13 protein-coding genes are annotated in these 20,914 nt (G+C 33.7%); 8 read left to right on the forward strand and 5 right to left on the reverse strand.

From position 1 onward, the window contains the following. Positions 1–14 precede the first annotated feature (14 nt). Together AAGD42_RS03310 and lepA are read right to left on the reverse strand one after the other, a co-directional pair. Positions 15–1,991 carry a UvrD-helicase domain-containing protein gene (locus AAGD42_RS03310; RefSeq protein WP_341753233.1) on the reverse strand — a complete coding sequence of 659 codons (1,977 nt, stop codon included), beginning with the start codon at positions 1,989–1,991 and terminating at the stop codon, positions 15–17. A 212-nt stretch (positions 1,992–2,203) separates the two neighbouring features. After that, a complete protein-coding gene (lepA, locus tag AAGD42_RS03315; RefSeq protein WP_341753234.1) occupies positions 2,204–4,006 on the reverse strand; it encodes a translation elongation factor 4 in 1,803 nt (600 codons plus the stop codon). A 193-nt stretch (positions 4,007–4,199) separates the two neighbouring features. Between lepA and prfB the strand changes: the two genes are divergently transcribed. The 3 genes from prfB (at position 4,200) to blaOXA (ending at position 7,935) form a co-directional block, all read left to right on the forward strand. Further along, positions 4,200–5,304 (forward strand): peptide chain release factor 2 gene (gene prfB / locus AAGD42_RS03320; RefSeq protein WP_341753235.1). Its coding sequence is split into 2 segments (ribosomal slippage): positions 4,200–4,268 and positions 4,270–5,304, totalling 1,104 coding nucleotides; the frame shifts between segments, so codons are not numbered across the junction. A 263-nt stretch (positions 5,305–5,567) separates the two neighbouring features. Continuing rightward, positions 5,568–7,118 (forward strand): Npt1/Npt2 family nucleotide transporter, encoded by a 1,551-nt coding sequence (locus AAGD42_RS03325; RefSeq protein WP_341753236.1) that lies wholly within the window; start codon positions 5,568–5,570, stop codon positions 7,116–7,118. A gap of 19 nt (positions 7,119–7,137) precedes the next feature. Continuing rightward, the gene (gene blaOXA, locus AAGD42_RS03330) at positions 7,138–7,935 is read left to right on the forward strand and encodes a class D beta-lactamase (RefSeq protein ID WP_341753237.1); all 798 of its coding nucleotides are present in this window, start codon (positions 7,138–7,140) and stop codon (positions 7,933–7,935) included. A gap of 35 nt (positions 7,936–7,970) precedes the next feature. Here the strand turns inward: blaOXA and AAGD42_RS03335 are convergent, their stop codons facing one another. Further along, positions 7,971–8,912, reverse strand: a complete 942-nt coding sequence (locus tag AAGD42_RS03335; protein ID WP_341753238.1) for a transposase — start codon at positions 8,910–8,912, stop codon at positions 7,971–7,973. A gap of 568 nt (positions 8,913–9,480) precedes the next feature. Between AAGD42_RS03335 and AAGD42_RS03340 the strand changes: the two genes are divergently transcribed. The 3 genes from AAGD42_RS03340 (at position 9,481) to AAGD42_RS03350 (ending at position 13,995) form a co-directional block, all read left to right on the forward strand. Then, positions 9,481–10,413 carry an AEC family transporter gene (locus tag AAGD42_RS03340; RefSeq protein ID WP_341753239.1) on the forward strand — a complete coding sequence of 311 codons (933 nt, stop codon included), beginning with the start codon at positions 9,481–9,483 and terminating at the stop codon, positions 10,411–10,413. Between the two features lie 36 nt (positions 10,414–10,449). Then, positions 10,450–12,720 carry an NADP-dependent malic enzyme gene (locus AAGD42_RS03345; RefSeq protein ID WP_341753240.1) on the forward strand — a complete coding sequence of 757 codons (2,271 nt, stop codon included), beginning with the start codon at positions 10,450–10,452 and terminating at the stop codon, positions 12,718–12,720. 567 nt (positions 12,721–13,287) lie between these two features. Next, positions 13,288–13,995, forward strand: a complete 708-nt coding sequence (locus AAGD42_RS03350) for an outer membrane protein (protein WP_341753241.1) — start codon at positions 13,288–13,290, stop codon at positions 13,993–13,995. 124 nt (positions 13,996–14,119) lie between these two features. Here the strand turns inward: AAGD42_RS03350 and rpiB are convergent, their stop codons facing one another. Next, positions 14,120–14,554, reverse strand: coding sequence for a ribose 5-phosphate isomerase B (gene rpiB / locus AAGD42_RS03355; protein ID WP_341753242.1), 435 nt, complete (start codon positions 14,552–14,554; stop codon positions 14,120–14,122). Positions 14,555–14,646: 92 nt separating this feature from the next. Between rpiB and AAGD42_RS03360 the strand changes: the two genes are divergently transcribed. Further along, positions 14,647–15,561: a LysM peptidoglycan-binding domain-containing M23 family metallopeptidase gene (locus tag AAGD42_RS03360; protein ID WP_341760767.1), complete on the forward strand. Its 915-nt coding sequence runs from the start codon at positions 14,647–14,649 to the stop codon at positions 15,559–15,561. Positions 15,562–15,747: 186 nt separating this feature from the next. Here AAGD42_RS03360 and AAGD42_RS03365 read toward each other — a convergent pair whose 3' ends face one another. Beyond that, the gene (locus tag AAGD42_RS03365) at positions 15,748–17,526 is read right to left on the reverse strand and encodes an ABC transporter ATP-binding protein (RefSeq protein ID WP_341753244.1); all 1,779 of its coding nucleotides are present in this window, start codon (positions 17,524–17,526) and stop codon (positions 15,748–15,750) included. Positions 17,527–17,670: 144 nt separating this feature from the next. On the opposite strand from AAGD42_RS03365, the gene AAGD42_RS03370 reads away from it, so the two are divergent. Next, the gene (locus AAGD42_RS03370; protein WP_341760768.1) at positions 17,671–20,214 is read left to right on the forward strand and encodes an AsmA family protein; all 2,544 of its coding nucleotides are present in this window, start codon (positions 17,671–17,673) and stop codon (positions 20,212–20,214) included. The last annotated feature ends 700 nt before the right edge of the window (positions 20,215–20,914 follow it).

The raw sequence follows: 20,914 nt of genomic DNA on the forward strand, positions 1-20,914 counted from the left end.
AGTATATATAAAGATTAAAAAGAAAATTTGTGTTTTGTACCAAGGTAATTAAGTTGTTTGGTTGAAGAAGTTCTAATACAAACATCATTCGGTATTTCGCTAATAAATCTAGAAGGAGATGATCTAATTATTTCATGAAACATAAAACGACTTTCGGCATAAGTAATATACAGCTCTTTCTTCGCTCTAGTAATACCAACATAAGCAATTCTCCGCTCTTCTTCTAAACCTTTCTCCCCATCTTCATTTAGTGATCTTTGATGTGGAAAAACCCCCTCTTCCCAACCGGGCAAAAAAACTAAATCAAATTCAAGACCTTTGGCAGCATGTAGAGTCATAATACTAATAGACCCACCAAAATTTGATTCTAATGCTTCATTTTCCATTACCAAACTAGAATGTTCGATAAAGTCCTGAATATTATCAAATTCTGCAATTGCTCTAAGCATCTCATTAATGTTTTCAATTCTGCCAAGTGCCTCGTCAGTTTTTTCTTCTTGTAACATTGCCAGATAACCTGATTCTTCTAATAAAACCTTTGTCACATTAAGTGCTGGCTCGTTTTGATATCGCAAATTCCAATTATCTATGTTAGTAATTAACTGATTTAGACTATCTTTGACCTTATTTTTAACAACTCCTTCTTGTAACATTTGACGAATAGCAACAAGAATAGGTATGTTATGTTCAGCTGCATAATCTTTTATTTGTTTTAATGTAGTATTGCCAATGGCTCTTCTTGGAACATTTATTATACGTTCAAGAGCAAGACTATCACTATGATTTAAAGTGATACGTATGTAGGAGAGTAGATCACGTATTTCCATTCGTTCATAAAACTTAAGACCACCGATTATTTTATATGGTAATGCATTACTAATCAGAACTTCTTCAAATGCTCTAGTTTGAAAACCAGCTCTAACTAATATCGCAACTAAACTGGCATTATACTTACCTTCTGTAACTAATTTGTCAATTTCAGATACAACAAATCTTGCTTCTTCTTTATCGTTCCAACAAGATATAATTTTAATTTTTTGTCCATCATTTTTATCAGTCCACAAGGTTTTACCATGACGATTCTTGTTATTGTCAATTACACTGGATGCAGCTGATAAAATTTCTGAACTAGACCTATAATTTTGTTCTAATTTTATTACTGTAGCATCTGAAAAATCCTTTTCAAAACGTAATATATTACCAATTTCTGCACCACGCCAACCATATATAGATTGATCATCATCGCCAACGCAACAAATATTCTTTGTGCTACTCGCAAGCATCCTAGCCCAAAGATATTGGACAGCGTTGGTATCTTGATATTCATCAATTAAAATATATTGATATCGTTCCTGATAATGCTTTAATATTTCAGGATTTTTTATAAATAACTCATTATTGTATAGTAGCAAATCTCCAAAATCCACTACGTTAGATGCTAATAAATTTTGTTGATACTCATCATAGATAAACTTAGCCACTTTATGAATCGGTAGCTTAATGTCAGATTCCGAAAGTTTACACGGCAATAATCCTTGATCCTTCCAACGCGAGATAATAATATGTAAAATTTTAGGAACGTATTTTTTGGGATCTATATTTCTCTGTTTAACTATGTCTTTAATCAATTTAAGCTGATCATCATGACTAATAATAGTAAATCTACTGTTTAAACTAAGATTCAAAAACTCTGCTTGCTGGCGTAAAATCTTGGCTGCTATAGAATGAAAAGTGCCTATGTTTAGCCCATAACAATCAATCATTTTACTGATTCGATCTTGCATTTCTCTAGCCGCTTTATTGGTAAAAGTAACTGCTAAAATATTGCCAGGTGACGCTAAACCCTGATTGATTATGTTGGCTATTCTTGTTGTTAATACTTTAGTTTTACCAGTCCCTGCTCCAGCAAGTACAAGAAGAGGTCCATGTGCATGTAAAGCCGCTGCTAGTTGTTGGTGATTTAATGAATCTAGAAAGCTTTGTTGTGTCATTATCTAGTGCCAATGGAAATGTTAATGTTCGCACTCACGTTAGGTATATTTAGCATACTTTCCCCTTGTTTGTTGTTCTCATTTGCAGGATTATTGAGTATATAGTTTTTTATCCTGAGCTTAATCCACAACAAAATATTCTAGCACATTAATCTTTTAACATCAAATATTAATACTTTTTCATTCCTTAGATTTACCAAACCATGTCATCATTATTCATCTCCTATTCTAAGAGCAGCTATAAAAGCTGATTGCGGAATTTCGACGTTACCAATATTACGCATACGTTTTTTCCCAGCTTTTTGTTTTTCCAATAATTTACGTTTACGAGTTATATCCCCACCATAGCATTTAGATAAAACATCTTTACGCATTGCTTTAACGGTTTCTCTAGCGATTATTCTGCTACCAATAGCAGCTTGAATAGCAATCTGAAATAATTGCCTTGGGATTAAATCGCTAAGGCGTTTACACAATTCTCGACCACGATATTCTGATCGTGACCGATGTACTATAGTAGATAGAGCATCAACTGGCTCGCTATTAACCAAAATAGATAATTTTACCAAATCACTTTCCTCATAACCATCCATTTCCCAATCAAAGCTAGCATAGCCTTTTGTGTAACTTTTTAACTTATCGTAAAAATCAAATACTATCTCATTTAACGGTAATCGGTAAATTACCATAGCCCTACCACCGACATAAGTTAATTCAATTTGTACTCCTCTTTTATCAGTACACAAAGATAAAACATTACCTAAAAACTCATCTGGCACTAATATTGTTGCCTTAACCCAAGGCTCTAACATTGATTCTATATTTTGAGTAACAGGTAAGTCAGCCGGATTATGTATTTCTAATTGATGTCCATCACGCATATTAATCTTATAAACCACACTAGGAGCAGTAGTTATCATATCAAGATCAAATTCACGCTCCAGTCTTTCTTGCACTATTTCAAGATGTAGTAACCCCAAGAAACCGCAGCGAAATCCTAATCCTAAGGCAGTTGAACTTTCTGCTTCAAATTCAAAGCTAGCATCGTTAAGCCTTAATTTAGCTAAAGAATCTTTTAGATGCTCAAATTGTGAAGCATCTGAAGGATATAATCCACAAAATACTACCGGTAAATGTGGCTTGAAACCAGGCAAAGGCTCCTTGCAAGGTCTTTTTTCATCAGTTATTGTGTCACCAACTTTACAATCCACAACTTGCTTGATTGAAGCAGTGAAAAACCCTATTTCTCCTGAATATAAAATATCTGATATATGTTTCTTAGGAGTAAAATACCCAACATTCTCAATATTATAACTAGAATTGCTAGCCATCATCCTGATACGCATATTTTTGCGTAAAGTTCCATCGATAACTCTAACCAAAATTACTACTCCTAGGTAAGAATCGTACCAACTATCAACCAATAATGCCTTTAGAATATCTGTTTGATTAGTTGCAGGACAGGGTAGTCTATTAACAATTGCTTCAAGTACTTCTTCTATTCCTATACCACTCTTTGCCGAAATCAATAATGCATCGCTTGCATCTATACCAATTACGTCCTCTATTTGTTGTTTAACCTTATCAGGATCAGCAGCCGGTAGATCAATCTTATTGAGTACTGGAACAATTTCATGCTTATTATCAATCGCTTGATAAACATTTGCGAGAGTTTGCGCCTCAACACCCTGGCTACTATCTACCACTAATAACGAGCCTTCACAAGCAGCGAGTGACCTACTAACCTCATAAGAAAAATCCACATGACCAGGAGTATCCATTAGGTTTAGATAATAGGTATTACCATCTTTGGCTTTATAAACTAATCTAACAGTCTGTGCTTTGATAGTGATTCCCCGTTCTTTTTCTATGTCCATTGAGTCAAGTACCTGCTGACTCATTTCTCGAGCTACCAATCCTCCACAATATTCAATTAATCTGTCTGCTAAAGTAGACTTACCATGATCAATATGAGCGATGATTGAAAAATTTCTGATAAACTTTTGATTATTCATTGTATATGCGATATAATGTTAAAATTAGAAAAATGCTAACCCGACTGGTCATTGCAAAAAGTAGCGAAGCTCGAACGAAACGATCCAATCTAATGAATAGTGGATTGCCACGACCTACTTACGCGATCTCGCAATGACACCGGTTTATCTTATCTTTATATAGTAAAATTCCATTTTATAGTAGGAAATAATAGTGCGTGCTGAAATTGAACATTATGTAAAAAAAATCGAACAGTCTTTAGAGCTGCTCAGGAGGTCACTTTGATTTTGAAAACGCAACCAAAAAGCTTGTAGAGCTGGAAAATATTTCAGAAGATCCAACTCTGTGGAATAATCAGGAGAAGGCTCAAAGTATTATGAAAGAAAAAAGACTTCTAGAGACTAAGCTTAATTCGTTTAAACAACTTCAATCTAATCTTACGGAATGTTTAGAACTTGAGGAATTGGCGTTTGTCGAAAATGACCAACAAGTTCTAGAACAAGTTCAAGAAGATTTAAGAAAACTATCTATTATTGCCGGAAAATTTGAGACTGAATGCTTATTTTCTGGAGAATTTGACAGTAATAATTGTTTTCTTGAAATCAATGCTGGAGCTGGCGGTACGGAGAGTCATGACTGGGCATCAATTATGATGCGTATGTATTTGCGTTTCGCGGAAAGGCAGGGTTTTAAAAGCGAGGTTATTCATCTTATTAACGGTGAAGAAGCAGGAATAAAATCATGTACTATTAAAATTAATGGCTACCAAGCATATGGTTGGTTTCGAACAGAATCAGGAGTGCACCGTTTAGTACGGATATCGCCTTTTAATGCAGCGGGCAAAAGGATGACTAGCTTTGCTAGTAGTTGGGTATATCCAGAAATTGATGATAGTATTGCCATTGTAATAGATGAAAAAGACCTTAGAATTGATACTTACCGCTCTTCCGGAGCTGGGGGGCAACACGTAAACACTACTGATTCCGCCGTAAGGATTACCCACTTACCTACTAATATCGTAACACAGTGCCAAAATGATAGATCACAGCATAATAACAAAGCACAGGCTATGAAAATGCTTAAAGCAAGGCTTTATGAACTAGAGTTAAAAAAACGTACTGAGGATATTCAAGAACAGAATGCATCAAAAACTGAGAATGGCTGGGGACATCAAATAAGATCTTATGTATTGCAACCTTATCAAATGGTTAAGGATTTACGTACCAATCATGAGACTTCTGATACTAAAGGTGTACTTGACGGAGATTTAGAAAAATTTGTTTCAGCTAGCCTATCAATTAGTGTTGGTAATATATAGCCTCTCCGTCATTGCGAGGAGCCGCTTTGCGGCGACGCGGCAATCCAAACAAGTGACCAGATGATTACTTCTTGGCTTACGCCTTCTCGCTAATAGACGTCTTGTACTTTAGCTTTTTTCCTTAAGTTGATGCCTACGTACCATTACACGAACTTACAAAACCATAATTAGAACTGCTGATTAAGAAATATTCTTCTTGACTCACAAGACAAAAAACTTTAGTATACGGCTCTAGCCAAGTAATAAGTAGGTTAGAGCCGTATATGGCAGTCATTTCTAAAATTTTTTCGTATTTCTCTGTAACTCACAATACATCACCCACCTCAAAATTAACAAATAGATTGTCGGAATATGTTTTTCCTATCGAAAGGCAGGAATTATCTAAATTTCTATATGTAACATTATTGATGTTCTGTATTTTATTTATACAAAATATTATCAGAGCCTTAAAAGATAGTCTGATTAATACCATGATTGGTACCGAAACTGTATCATTCCTTAAATTTTGGGGGGTTTTGCCTTCGGCATTTTTGCTGTCGATAATCTATATAAAATTAGTAAATAAGATGAAGGGTGAACATATCTTCTACCTTATATTGTCAATTTTTCTACTATTTTTTGCCTTATTTGCCTTTTATATTTTCCCTAATCATCTAGCATTCCATTTGAGTAGTGAGCATGCTGGCATTTTAATAAAGTCTTATCCGAATTTGAAATGGTTTATATTACTTTTATCTAATTGGAGTTTCTCTCTGTTCTATATTATAGCAGAATTATGGCCGAGCGTAATATTTGCATTACTTTTTTGGCAATTTGTTAATAATATAACCTCGGTAGAACAATCGAAAAGATTCTATCCTTTATTTGGTCTTTTTGCTCAAACGGGACTTTACATATCAGGTAAGTTTCTAGAAAATTTAGCTTATTTAAATCAATTTTTAATTAAAAAGTTTGACTTACAACATACAGAGTCCGAACTTTCAGTACAAATCATATTAGGATGCGTACTGGTACTTGGCTCAATAGCATTAGCAACTTTTTGGATACTGAATCATAAAATATTAGATAAAGCTCAAGTAGAAAAATTGCAATTTTCTATCAAGAAACGATCACTAACTCTTACAGAAAGTTTTAAAATGATTATTACTTCAAGATATATTAGGCTAATTGCTACACTACTTGTCTGTTATGGTATAGCTATAAATTTAGTTGAAGGACCTTGGAAAGCATCAGTTTCAAAGATTTATAAAACACCTACGGAATTTGCTGCTTTTGTTGGCAATTATCTAAGTATTACTGGCATATTTACCATTTTATTTGTTCTTCTCGGATCTAATATTGTAAGAAGGTTGGGCTGGTTTGCTGCAGCAATTATAACGCCAATAATAGTCTTTATAACTGGCATGCTGTTTTTCTTAGTATCTAACTTTGATGGGCTTTCTGCCATAATAGTGGTTAGCTTTATGATAACTGATCCTTCTTTGATTGCTATTACAATGGGAATAGTCAACAATACTCTAAGTAAATCAAGTAAATATATTTTATTTGATTCTACAAAAGAAATGTCATATGTTCCTCTAGATACCGAACTTAAGACAAAAGGTAAGGCAGCTGCCGATGTAATTGGTACTAAGCTTGGAAAGTCAACAAGTGCCCTTCTCCAGTCTTTAATATTTATTATTTTGCCTGGTGCAACTTATCAATCTATTTCTATATATTTAATGATAGTATTTGGTGTAATCTGTATCATATGGATTTGGGTGATTAGAGAATTGAATAAAGAATACACTAAGCTTTGTAAGGTTTCTAATTGATCTATATCTTAAGGTAACAATGAAAAAAATAACTTTATTTTTAAGTATTTTATTATTATTTAGTACTTCAGCACTGGCAGAGACAAAGTGCTTTTTAGCTAAAGAAAATAATAAAGTCATCGAACAACAAGGCGATTGTAAATCACGTCATGCTCCTTGCTCTACGTTCAAAATTGCCATTGGTCTGATGGGATATAACGAAGGATTACTGATTGATGAAACTCATCCTGAGTTACCATTTAAAAAAGGTTATATAGATTGGCTTGATAGATGGAAACAACCTCATAATCCCAATCTTTGGATGAAGAATAGTTGTGTGTGGTATTCGCAAATTTTAACGCAAAAACTTGGAATGAGTAAATTCCAAGAATATGTTACAAAATTTAACTATGGAAGTCAGGATGTTTCAGGTGATAAAGGTAAGGATAATGGATTAACAAATTCATGGCTATCTAGTTCATTGGAGATTTCACCTGAAGAGCAAGTCGTATTTTTACAAAATATTCTTGATAATAAGCTGCCAGTAAGTTTGAAATCTCATGAAATGACAAAAAATATCCTATTTGTAGAGGAGCTGCCAGGAGGCTGGAAGCTTTATGGAAAAACAGGTAATGGTTCCCAGCTTAGCAAAGATAGAATGCAGAAGTTAGGTATCCAACAAGGGTGGTTTGTTGGCTGGATACAAAAAGATAACCGAATTATTGTATTTGCCAATCATATTACAGATGACAGTAAGCAAGATGTTTATGCCAGCCTACGTGCTAAAGAAGAAGCAAAAGAAAAATTGATGCAAATAGTTCAACCCACCTATAAGTGATCTGTATGATTCACAGCAATTATCTTTTATATATATTATCCAATAATAAAAGTGCGTTTTTGTTGAATAAGTTTATGGCAAACTTCAAGTAACTTACGCATACAAGCAACTATCGCAACTTTCTTAGGTTTAAAACTATTAACAAGCCTATCATATAAATTTTTTAAATATTGGAAACCATTCTTACCAGTTAACACTGCCATGTATAAAGCATCTCTGGGTATTTTCCTGCCTCCTCGAATAAATCTTCGTCCTTGCTTATTACCACTATCACGAGCATATGGAGCTATACCAACAATTGCTGACAATTCATTGCTACTATAATTTTTATCCCCTAATTCAGGTACAAAACTAATTAGTTTTGTAGCCAAACATTTACCAATACCAGGTACAGTCTCTAATATTTTTACCTTCTCTTTTAGCTCTTCTGACTCATCTATTATTTTGTTTAACTTTTTATCAAGCTCAGCTATTTCATTTTGTAAAAATTCAATGTGTTTTTCTATACTGTTTTTATCAATACCATCAATACTATGATGCAGCCTTTTCTTTTCATTGCTAAGCATTAATACTAAATCTTCTCGTCTTTGCTGATATCTCTTTAAAGTCTCTGATTCAATTTGATATATATAATTCTCTGAAAGCTGCATCTTGTCGGCATAATATGCTAATTTAAATGCATCCTTCTTATCAGTTTTACATAAATTCACTGATTTACTAAATGAATTAAAACTATAGGTATTTACTTTATGTATTTGTTGCTTATTATTATATAGCTTTTGACAAATTTCAGCCTCATATCCCCCTGTAGGTTCACACACTATTAGCTTAATCTCTTGATCTTTTATTAATTCTATCAGTTCTTGATGCCCTAACTTATCATTAGGAAAACGGTAATATATAGGATTATTGTTAGACTCATATAAACATATATCTAACCATTTTTTACTTACATCTAGACCTATTATTTTACTCATGATATAATCTCCTTCATCTTATGGTGCAAGGCTGCTCTTTTTAAGGGCACCTTCTGCAATTCGTTCAAGGTAAACTACCAAAAAGAGGGTACTTATTCTGACAACGACTACTTCAGTCCAGTTAACTCAAGTCACCCTCTTTAATTACTTATACCACATTTTCAAGATATAAGAGCCTAGTGAGCGTTTACGGAAAAAAGTTAAAGTACAAGATATCTATTAGCAAGAAGGCTTAAGCCAATAAGCAATCTAACCTCACAATCGTCTATTAGCAAGGAGCTACTTCAGTAGCGACGAAGCAATCCCAAAGTAATGGATTACCACGACCACTACGTGGTTTCGCAATGACACTTGGTGAGTAGATTGCTTCATCGTTGCAAAGCTGCTTCTCGCAATGACGGATATCCTCCTACAACTTTAACGGGTTAGTTTATATACGTCTTGATTTGCAATAAAACTCTGATATTATGCCAAAGTAGAAAGTTTAATCGTAACACATAATTTATAGCCTCTATAAATTATAATTGCTAATTACATAGCAGTTGGTAATTGGGATAATCGTAGACTGATGAATGACATTTTCTCTAGTACATTACCTATTCTTTTGATTCCTTTGCTTGGTAGTATTATCAAAAGGAAATGGTTAACTTCTGAAGAATTTTGGAGGGGGATAGAAAAATTATCGTATTTCTTTCTTTTTCCTATCATGCTTTTCAATAATATATCTGTAGCTGATTTAAATGCATCTTCTATAATAAGGCTGGTACTTGCATTAATCATCTCTTCTTCTATTATTGCGGTTGCTTTAATTATTTATCAGAAAAAAACCAACTTTGACAAGATTCAGTTTACTTCAATCTTTCAAGGGGCAGTACGCTATAATAGTTATATCTTTTTTGGTGTTAGTAGTCCTCTTTTGGGTCAGGAAGGGCTTGCTATAGTATCGGTGATTTCATCTTATATGATCATTTTTACTAATATCATATCAGTAATGATTTTTGTCCATTATATTCCTGATAGTTCTGTAGCTCAGGGTTCTAAAGCTAGCTTTATATGGACGCTTAAATTGCTAGTACAAAATCCCTTGATTATCGCTAGTATCATTGGATTTCTTTTTAATTACTCTAACTTAGAATTACATCTTGGCATAAAAAAAACCTTATCTATTCTATCCGACTCTGCTTTAGCTATAGGTATGCTAAATGTTGGAGCAGGTCTCAAATTCTTCATGCGTGGTACGATTGTCCACAATGTATTATTTACTAGTTTTGTTAAGTTAGTGGCTTTTCCTGTTGTTGCAATAATTGTATTGTCACTAATGTCAATCACTGGTACTGCTAAATCAGTTGGGGTTCTATATAGTTGTTTACCATGTGCCAGCACAGCTTATGTTTTATCACGTCAGCTTGGTGGAGACCCAGAATCTATGGCATCAATTATTACTTTCACAACACTTTTTTCAATAGTTTCATTGTCAGTTCTGATGTGGATAAATATCTAATAGTAGAAAACTTGAAGTAATTAAGGAGTAACATTTATGGATGAAATGAATAAAATAAATTATCTCAAAGCCTTAGAATATCATAGCAATGGGAAACCAGGCAAAATTGCTATTGCTGCAACTAAGCCTTTGGATACTCAACAGGACTTGGCTTTGGCTTATACGCCAGGGGTAGCAGCACCATGTCTTGAAATTGCTAAGAATATAGATGACGTTTATAAATATACGGCTAGAGGTAACTTAGTTGCTGTAATAACTAACGGCACGGCCATTCTTGGTCTTGGTAATTTGGGGGCAGCTGCGTCAAAACCGGTAATGGAAGGAAAAGCCGTTTTATTCAAGAAATTTGCTGATATTAATTCTATCGATCTTGAAATAGATACTACTGATCCAGATGAGTTTATTAATGCCGTAAAATATCTTGGTTATAGTTTTGGCGGTATTAATTTAGAAGATATTAAATCTCCTGAATGTTTTATAATTGAGGAAAAATTAAAAAGCTGTATGCAGATACCGGTTTTTCATGATGATCAGCATGGAACGGCTATTATTGCTGCGGCAGGTCTTATTAATGCGGCATATATTATAAATCGTTCATTGGATAATTTAAAAATTGTAGTAAGTGGTGCAGGGGCGGCAGCTATTGCTTGCATTGAATTACTAATTGCTCTTAGTGTTAACAAAAAAAATGTTATACTATGTGATAAAATGGGGGTTGTTTACAAGGGTCGAAAAGAAGGTATGAATGAATGGAAGGAATTATATGCTATCGAAACCGATTTGCGTACCATAAGTGATGCTATGAAGTCAGCTGATGTATTCCTTGGTTTATCTTCTAAAGGTGCGGTATCAAAAGAAATGGTAGCTAGTATGGCTCAAAATCCCATTATTTTCCCGATGGCTAACCCAGACCCAGAAATTACTCCAGAGGATATACAGTCAGTTAGAAGTGATGCGATTATTGCTACAGGACGCTCTGATTACAATAATCAGCTTAATAATGTTATGGGATTCCCGTATATTTTCCGTGGAGCTTTAGATGTTAGAGCTACTACTATCAATCAGGAAATGAAAATAGCTGCAGCCCTTTCTTTAGCGGAGCTAGCAAGACAAGCTGTACCCGATGAAGTTTATAAAGCATATCCTGGTAGAAAAATGATTTTTGGTCCAGAGTATATAATTCCTGTACCATTTGACCCAAGATTAATTACCACTGTTTCGATGGCAGTAGCTAAGGCAGCTATAGATAGTGGGGTTGCTAGAATTACAGATTTTGACTTCAAGAATTATGCAAAGGAATTGGAGAGCAGACTAAATCCTACCTCGCATTACATGAATCTGTTATTTGAAAGAATCCAACAATCAGTGCCTAAAAGAGTGGTCTTTGCTGAGGGCGAGGAAGAAGAGGTAATTAAGGCTGCTATTATTATGCGAGATGCTGGTCATGCTCACCCTATCCTAGTGGGTAGGTATGATAAAATATCTGCTGTTTTAAATAAAATAGGTATGAATTATGATTTAGAGGGTATTACCGTAATGAATGCGGCTATTAACCAAAATCTTAATAAATATATAGATACTCTTTATAGCCAATTACAACGTAAAGGGTATTTATACCGTGACTGTGCTAGACTCGTTAAAAGTGATAAAAATATATTCTCAGCTATCATGATAGCTTGCGGTGATGCAGATTGTATGGTTACTGGCGTAACAAAGAGCTATTATAATAGTTTAGAGGATATTATGAAGGTAATGGAACCCAAAAAGAATAATAGAATATTGGGATATTCTATTATGATTGCCAAGGAACATAATATAATTATTGCTGATAATAGCGTGACTGAACTGCCAAGTGAGCAAGATCTCGTAGAAATAACCTTGCAAACTGCCAGTATAGCAAAAAATATAGGAATGACGCCAAAGATTGCTCTACTTTCCTTCTCAACTTTTGGTAATCCAATGAGAGAAAAGGCAAATAGAGTAAGGGAGGCTGTTAGAATCCTAGATAGGATGAATCTAGATTTTGAATATGATGGGGAAATGTCAGCTGATGTTGCTCTGAACCCCAATTTACGTAATTCGTATAAGTTTTGTCGGTTATCAGGTTCCGCTAATGTCTTGATTATGCCTGGTTTGCATTCAGCTGCAATCTCAACGCAACTATTGCAAGAATTAGCCAGAGGTGTTTTTATCGGACCAATAATTAATGGTTTTGAATATCCGGTACAAATAGTAAGAATGGGGGCATCAGCAAGTGAGATAACAAAAATTGCCACATTTGCTTGTATAGATGCAATAAACCTTTAGGAGGTTTAGTTTACCCGATATTGACGTCTATTAGCGAAACCACATAGTACTCTCATCATTGTACACAGGCGTCAACTTAAGAAAATAGTAGTCGAAAAGGCGTCATTGCGAGAAGGCGTAAGCAGACGAAGCAATCCAAAAAAATGAAAAGAGATTAAGATTTGGATTGCTTCGTTGCAGCAAAGTTACTGCTTACAATGACGTCAGTTTGTTATAGGAAAATACTATAGTCAATTCAGGAGAATTTGGGGCTAGGAACGATGGAGCGACGCCTATAAGTAATAGGCAAGCATTGAGCGACAACGTCCCCAACTTCTCCTGAATTGACTATAATTGGGTTAGCTATATAGATACTTTATACTGTGTTCTTATTGCCACAAATTATCGCAATAATATTATTGTTCAATGCTCATAGTAATTTTTTAAGTAGGCTGAAGACAAATATTATGCTATACACTTAAAGCTAGGTGACCTAAGTGGAATTTGAAAAGAATTTGTGTTTCACGGGTATTTATTTTAAGAGCCTATAAGGGATTCTTGTTTATTAATTTTTAAGGAGAAATATATATGAAAAAATTATTGTTAATTGCTGCTACTAGTACAACTCTTTTGACTTCTGCTGCATCATTTGCTGAAACAGGGGGATTTTATCTTAAAGCCGAAGGCGGTGCAACTAGGTTGAATATGCTAAAATTTAAGACTGAAAGTGCTAAGATTAATGATATTAAATTTAAACCCATTTTTTCTGGTATTTTTGGTGTTGGTGCTGGTTATTATATCATGGATAATGTTAGAGCAGAGCTGACAATTGACTGCCTCCTCCCAAATCCAGAATTTAAGTACTCTCATACTGATAAGGAAGATGGTAAGAATTACTCTTCAGAAGCTACAGCTAAAGAAATCGTCAGATCATTATTACTCAATGGTTATGTTGATTTATATGATGCAGGTATTGTTAAATTTTTTGCCGGAGCCGGTATTGGTATGGCTCAAGTGCAACAAAAGATAACTGGTACTAATGCAATTGATGGCAAACAGGAACAAACAAATACTTTCTCCTATGAAACCGCTAATAATTTTGCTTATCAGTTGACTGCTGGTGCTTCTTTTAATGTGTCTGATGGCATAAACCTAGATCTTACCTATAGCTGGAGAGATTATGGGGAAACAGGTGATGCAAAAAAAGATAAAGATAAGGACAAGAAAGACAAAGAAAAAGCTAAAGATAACATCAGAGGGCATAACTTGATGGCTGGTATAAGATTTGATCTCTAATATAATAGTTTATCGATTCATTATTATTATTCTATAAAAGAAGGGGGATTTTACTAGCCCTCTTTTTTGTTATTTATTCATCATCATAAGTAAATTCGTGAACGCTCACATTAATTAGTGTCTCCTAGTTTATTTTTGATAATCTAGTACTATGTCTTCCACCTTCAAATTTAGTGGTTAAAAATTTATCGACTATTTGACATGCCAATTCTTCGTTTGGTATCTTAGCTCCTAACACTATTATATTAGCATCATTATGGGCTCTTGATCTTTCTGCCATAAATAAGTCAAAACATAAAGCAGCCCTTATGTCAGATATACGATTTGCGGCAATTGACATACCTATACCAGTTCCACAAATCAAAATTCCTAAAGGAGCTATATTTTCTAAGATTCCATCAACAACTTTTTTAGCATAATCTGGATAATCCACTACTTCTTGACTATAGGTACCATAATCAAGGATAGATATATTTTTATTGTTTAAATAACTGATAATTTTACTCTTGAGTGAAAATCCGGAATGGTCACTGGCTATTAGAACGCTGTAAGTTTTCATAATTACGTAATCTTGGTGAAAAAAATACTAAAATTAATTGTACATTAAAGTTAGTTTATTGCATAATAAAATTGCAAATTTTTTGGTTAGTTATGAAAAACAATATATTTTTTATCTATTTTGTAATATTTATGGTTTCTGGATGTGCTACTCAACTTCCAGCTCCTATTGAATATAATCGTGGAAAGAATTTTTCCCAAAAAGCTACAACTACAAAACCACCAACTACCACATATTCTGAAAATAACCATATATCAGAAAGTGATGAAGGCGAAATAATAGGTAGAGAGATTGACGAGAAAGAAAAAGAGTTTGATGCTCCAACTGGTTTCTTACAGGAACGCCATGCTATAAAGCCTCAAAATCAGGACGATATAATAATAGTCCCAAAAGTAAAACTAGATGATAATAAGATAATCTATCGTGAGGTTCAATCAGGAGAAACGTTAGAATCGATAGCCAATGAGTATGGTCAAACGGTTGAGCAATTAGCTGAGCTAAATAACATGTCTGCCCCATACCATCTTAGCAAATCTCAAATTATCATGATAAAAGTTAATACTGAGCTGTTAAATAAAAAAAATCAAGAAAGATCAATAAGAAAAAGCACTATAAGAGAAATGGAAAATGCGACAAATTTTATCAAACCAATTGATGGTAAAATTACTATCAAATTTGGTGAACAAACATCTAAAGGAAAAAGCAAAGGGATTAATATTGCTGCAAAAGAAGGTGCTAATGTAAAATCTATTGCCTCAGGTAAAGTAATGTTTGCAGGTAATGATACGAAGTTTGGTAATTTACTAATAGTAAAATTAGATAATAGCGACCTTTATGTTGCTTATGCTTATTTACAAGACCTAATTGTTCAAAAAGGAGCAACAGTTTCACAAGGAGAAGTAATAGGACATGTAGGGGGTACTGGAGATGCCGAATACCCTCAGCTGCATTTTGCTATTCGCCAGGGAAAGCTAGCTGTTGATCCGCTACAATATGTAAACTATTAAAATTTAGAACATAACGTAGCAAGACCCTTTAAAATAGTATATGGTCAACGTCTATTAGCAAGGATGCGTTGAAGCTAGAGCGAAGCAATCCTGTTTTGTGTCATCCATGCGTAGTATGTCATACCTGTTTCGGTGAGGGATCCAGATTCCCGCGTAAGCGGGAATCTTAAATACTAACCGGGTTAGCTATACCTCGCTGTCCGGCAAAAATCCTCTATATTGTGCATCCCAGAGAGTTTTATATAACTCTCCTCTAGCGATTAACATAGCATGAGTACCGTCTTCCACAATTTTACCACGCTTGAATACTAAAATACGATCCATGTGTAAAAGTGTTGATAAACGGTGGGCAACGACTATAGTTGTAGCATTAGTGGTTTCCAAAACTTCATCTATAGATTTTTGAATTAAAGCCTCGGTTGGTGAGTCAAGTGCCGATGTTGCTTCATCTAAAATAAGGATGGGGGCATTTTTTAAAATAGCTCTAGCGATTGCAATTCGTTGCCGTTGCCCACCACTTACTTTTACCCCTCGTTCACCAACTATTGAATGATAACCATTGGGCATCTGCAGAATATCATCATGTATTCTAGCTTTTTTACAGGCTTCCTGAATCTCTTGTAAAGTAGCATCATATTTAGCCAGCTGCAAATTTTCTAGGATAGAACGATGAAACATCGTAATATCCTGTGGGATTACTGAAATATTGCTTCTTAGCGACTCTTCCGTTACCTGCGAAATATCATATCCATCAACTAAAATAGTTCCGCTTTGCAAATTGAAATATCTTAGCAAACATTTGATTAAGGTAGTTTTGCCAGCCCCTGATGTCCCAACTATACCAATCCTTTCTCCAGCTTTGATATGTAATGTAAGATTGTCAAATATATTATCTCCACCACTACCATAGTTGAAAGTTACATCTTGATATTTAATATCACCTTTGACAGAAGGAAGCAACTTAGCATTTTCTGTATCGGTGACATTTGAGATAGTATTAATAAAGTTGTATGAAGATTTGATAGCAGCGATTTTAGGATTAATGGAAAATATGATATTATCTAATAATTGATCAATCGCCCATTCAATTCTAAAAGTAATCACCATACTAATGGCAAAATCACCAGCAGTGATTTGTCCAGTTTTATATAAATATGCTACCACAAATATTTGAGCCGCTGCCATTAGAGTAATTAATATGCTATCAGTCAGGTCTACATAATAAGCATCATATACCCGAGTTTTTCGATCCCAACTTTTCCATTGATCAATGGCAGGCAGGAGCTTTAGTTTCAGTTCTGTCCAAACATTGCCAATAATTTTAATACCAAAAATATTGGCAACAGAGTCATTGATAATACCTACCGCTTCTTGTCGTGCCTTAGTATATTCTTCTTGTAACTGTATTTGTTTCTGGAGTAAAACTGATAATATTGGTACATACACCACAATAAAAACAATTAACACTCCGGCTATCTTGTAATTCATTGTACACAAAAATATTATGCCACCTATAACAACTACAATATCTCTCAAAGCACGACAAAGAATAGTGATAACAGTTATAATGCCATCTTGAAAATCAGTGATTTTACTGGCAATTTCTCCCGATAAATGTGAATCAAACCAATGCAAAGAATGTTTCATAGTCTTGTTGTAGGCATATTCAACGATTTCTGCCAGCATCACTGGTTTGTATTTAATGTCAAAAAGCCTAAAGGTAAAATATACCCCGTGGTGCATCATTTTATATAATACAAATATTAAGAGAAGTAGGGTAACATTGTCATGTGGATTCTTGGCAATAGTATTAATAATTTCTCTAATTTGATAATTAACAAAAATATCAAGTAGTGCACCACAGATATATATAAGGACAATGCTAGATAGGTATACTCGATATTTGTAAGCCAAGGAGTATAAATATGATTTTAATGGATAATTTTGCTGTTTGGTAGAGACCATAAAATATTTCTTTCTAATTATGCAAAATGCACTTCATTATAACAGGTCATAGCTCCCCCACTAAGCACTTTTTTAGGATTTTTTAATTATGCTATATCATTGACAGAAACCAGACATCAAAATATATTTAATAAAATAATTATAATGAGCAGTATAGTGCAAAAATTCCTAAAATATTCGGTGGCGTTATTTATTTTAATAATTGTTATATTGCTGATAACCCCTTTATTTATTTCTTTGGAATCATATAAAAAACTAGCCTCTGATAAGGTCAAAGAAATAACTGGTCGAGAACTACAAATCAATGGAGATATCAGCATTTCTTTGCTACCCATTCCAACTATTATCGTTAAAGACCTAACACTTGCCTCTCTAGATGGTGCTAACTACCCTTCTTTATTGGATGTTAAGGAAGTAAGTGCTTCTATTTCTATATTATCTCTAATTAAAGGAAAGATAGACATTTCAACGATTGAAATCAACCAACCAGTAATTAATTTAGAACGGATGAGTAATGGTTTAGCCTCTTGGGAATTTACCAAAATACCAACCAATGTTAGTATAGTCAATTCAGGAGAAGTTGATGCTAGGAACGATGGAGCGACGCCTATAAGTAATAGGCGAGCATTGAGCGACGACGCCACCAACTTCTCATCAATTGACTATACAACCCCAACTGATAAAATGAACGATAGCAAAGCTCCATTTTCTTTATATATCAACTTAATTAAAATTGTTAATGCTAAGTTAAATTATGTTGATTTTACTGATAAGACTAAAGGCAATAACGCTTCTCCAACAACCATAGATATTGACAGATTAGAAATCAACGATCTTCATGGACCATCTGATTTATCCTGTAAGTTCTATTCTTCTGGCAAGAATTATAATATCAAAGGTAATATACAAGACAAGCAGGGTATCATATCTTTAACGGCAGATTTAAATGCTCTGCAAGAAAAGGTTAATTTTTCAGGTAACTTTGCTTACGATGATATGACTTTTGCTGGACAACTCAAACTGGAAGGAACTGCTAAAAACCTACAAAGTATTTTGCCTAATATGTCTATCCCCAACAATTTAGATCATAAACTAACTTTTAACGTTAATAGTGATAAGAAATTATTAAAAATTAGTGATATTGATTTTACCGTAGGTAAGTTATTAGCTAAAGGTAATGCTAACTTCCACTTTCAAGATAATAAGGTAGATTTAAAAATTAAATTGTTAGATAAGACATTTTCTCTGGCAACAAGCTTTGCTTATTTAGATCAAAATTTATCTCTAAATAACCTTAATTTTACTGTAAATAAAGCTAATTTAACAGGTAATGTAGGGGTTAAGGATTGGGATAAAGAGCTAGTTGTTTCTTATAATGTAAAAATTAGTGAGATAGCAGCCATTGCTAGTTTATTTGGCATGACTCTACCGATTAATCTTGGAGATATTTGGCTAAAGGGAGAGACTGTTAAACAACAAAATAAACGACAGAATTCTCTTAAAACTAATATAAATAAATTTACCGTTCAGTTAAAAAAGAATCCTATAAATCTTAGTGGAGCAGTCACTATCAATTTAGCTTCTGCTAAACCAAATATCTTATCAGATATAACAATAGCTTCCTTAAATTTAGATGACTTAAGTGATACACCATCTCCTAATATGGCTGCGAATTCTGTGCAAAATGTAGATAATTCTGTTGTAAATAATTCTGTACCCTGGTCTAAAGATGTTATAGATTTATCATTTTTAAACAAGTTTGATGGAAATTTAACGTTAACTATACAGAAAATTATTAAAGGGAATCTGAACTTTGATAACGTCAAAACTAATATGTTACTTGCCGGTGGTGTGCTGGATATTAAATCTATAAATGGTAATTTATATGGGGGAACTTTATTCGCTACTGGACAAATTTCTTCGCAAGTTAACCAACCTGTTAGCTTTAAAGCTACTCTTAAAGATGCTAAGTTAAAAAATATAGTTTCACAGGGAAGTAAAATTAAAGTTACACAAGGGACTGTTAATTTTGTAACAGATATCAAAACAAAAGGTCAAAGCCAATCTCAATATGTAGGTAACCTATTTGGTACAGCAACATTAACAGCATCTGACGGTATAATTAGTGGATTTGATTTACAAAAACTATTAGATAACCTTAGAAATATTAAAAACCTGGCAACTATTTTAAAAATGCTCGATGTTTTCTTGGCAAGTGGTGAAACGAATTTTCAAAAGCTTGCGGTGGATAGTGAAATAAAAGAAGGGGTAGTTAATATAATAAACGGTAAATTAGATGTTGCCTCGTCAGAAGTCACAATTACTGGAAATGTTAACCTACCTAAATATACCCTTGATATTGATAGTATTATTAATGTAAATATAAATTCAATACCACCATTGAAAGTTCACCTTTACGGCAATCTGAATAATCCACAGCATAAACTTGATGCTAAAGCATTAAAGGAATATATTACGAAGAATTTAGTAAATAGCGTGGTTGATGGCGTTAAGAAAGGCACAAAGCCTGAAGACATATTGAAAAATATTATTGGGGGAAGAAAGAATAAACAAGCTACAGGAGAAGAAACACAAAATAATCAACAGAGAGAGCCTTCTAATAATAAGGATCCTATCAATAAAGTAAAATCTACCATTGAAAAAGGGTTAAAAGGATTATTTAAATAATATAACTATATCTAGGTGTATATAGCTAACCCCTTAAGCTCCGTCTATACACCGTCATTGCGAGGAAGACCGTAGGTCAACGAAGCAATCCCTAAAAATTAGTATAAAATGGATTGCCGCGTCGCCGCCTTGCAGCTCCTCGCTAATAGACGAAGAAGCTATAATTTTTCCATACGCAATAATCTAAATATTTATAATAATTTTCTGAAATAATATCTTTTGCTATTAGTGGTGGCTAAATTTTATGCTATATATATCTTGTAACTAATAATAGATGACTTTTATGGCAAAAATTAAAATAACAAAAGAAGAGAGAGATAGCTACATATCAAATAAATCATTTTTGGAACATGTTTACAAATCGAACTCAAAAGCTCAAAGTCTTAAAGACTTATACAAAATAATCCTTCAACAGGATTTTACATGCTTGCAGAATAATGATCTTAAAAACGAAAAATTATTGAGATTGAGAAAACTTCTTATTTATCTTCTATTCTTAAAGAGCATGAGTGTAGTATTTCTACACCAAAGTTAGATTTTGCTTTAGCAATGAGTTTAGCAGAATAGGATATAAAAGCATTAGGTGTTTCTGATAATGATAATACCGATGTTTAAGTTCTGGCAAGCTAGATTAGTTTTTTTGAGTTATTTTATAAAAAATGGTTTCTATTTTCTTAGATTTAGATCATAATCCATCGCT

The sequence above is a fragment of the Candidatus Tisiphia endosymbiont of Dioctria linearis genome, from assembly GCF_964026545.1.
GTDB lineage: Bacteria > Pseudomonadota > Alphaproteobacteria > Rickettsiales > Rickettsiaceae > Tisiphia.

What these genes read in the sequence shown, in the direction of transcription:
- AAGD42_RS03310 (WP_341753233.1), bottom strand. Translation starts at nt 1,991, where the DNA reads ATGACACAACAAAGCTTTCTAGATTCATTAAATCACCAACAACTAGCA.
- lepA (WP_341753234.1), bottom strand. Translation starts at nt 4,006, where the DNA reads ATGAATAATCAAAAGTTTATCAGAAATTTTTCAATCATCGCTCATATT.
- AAGD42_RS03325 (WP_341753236.1), top strand. Translation starts at nt 5,568, where the DNA reads ATGGCAGTCATTTCTAAAATTTTTTCGTATTTCTCTGTAACTCACAAT.
- blaOXA (WP_341753237.1), top strand. Translation starts at nt 7,138, where the DNA reads ATGAAAAAAATAACTTTATTTTTAAGTATTTTATTATTATTTAGTACT.
- AAGD42_RS03335 (WP_341753238.1), bottom strand. Translation starts at nt 8,912, where the DNA reads ATGAGTAAAATAATAGGTCTAGATGTAAGTAAAAAATGGTTAGATATA.
- AAGD42_RS03340 (WP_341753239.1), top strand. Translation starts at nt 9,481, where the DNA reads ATGAATGACATTTTCTCTAGTACATTACCTATTCTTTTGATTCCTTTG.
- AAGD42_RS03345 (WP_341753240.1), top strand. Translation starts at nt 10,450, where the DNA reads ATGGATGAAATGAATAAAATAAATTATCTCAAAGCCTTAGAATATCAT.
- AAGD42_RS03350 (WP_341753241.1), top strand. Translation starts at nt 13,288, where the DNA reads ATGAAAAAATTATTGTTAATTGCTGCTACTAGTACAACTCTTTTGACT.
- rpiB (WP_341753242.1), bottom strand. Translation starts at nt 14,554, where the DNA reads ATGAAAACTTACAGCGTTCTAATAGCCAGTGACCATTCCGGATTTTCA.
- AAGD42_RS03360 (WP_341760767.1), top strand. Translation starts at nt 14,647, where the DNA reads ATGAAAAACAATATATTTTTTATCTATTTTGTAATATTTATGGTTTCT.
- AAGD42_RS03365 (WP_341753244.1), bottom strand. Translation starts at nt 17,526, where the DNA reads ATGGTCTCTACCAAACAGCAAAATTATCCATTAAAATCATATTTATAC.
- AAGD42_RS03370 (WP_341760768.1), top strand. Translation starts at nt 17,671, where the DNA reads ATGAGCAGTATAGTGCAAAAATTCCTAAAATATTCGGTGGCGTTATTT.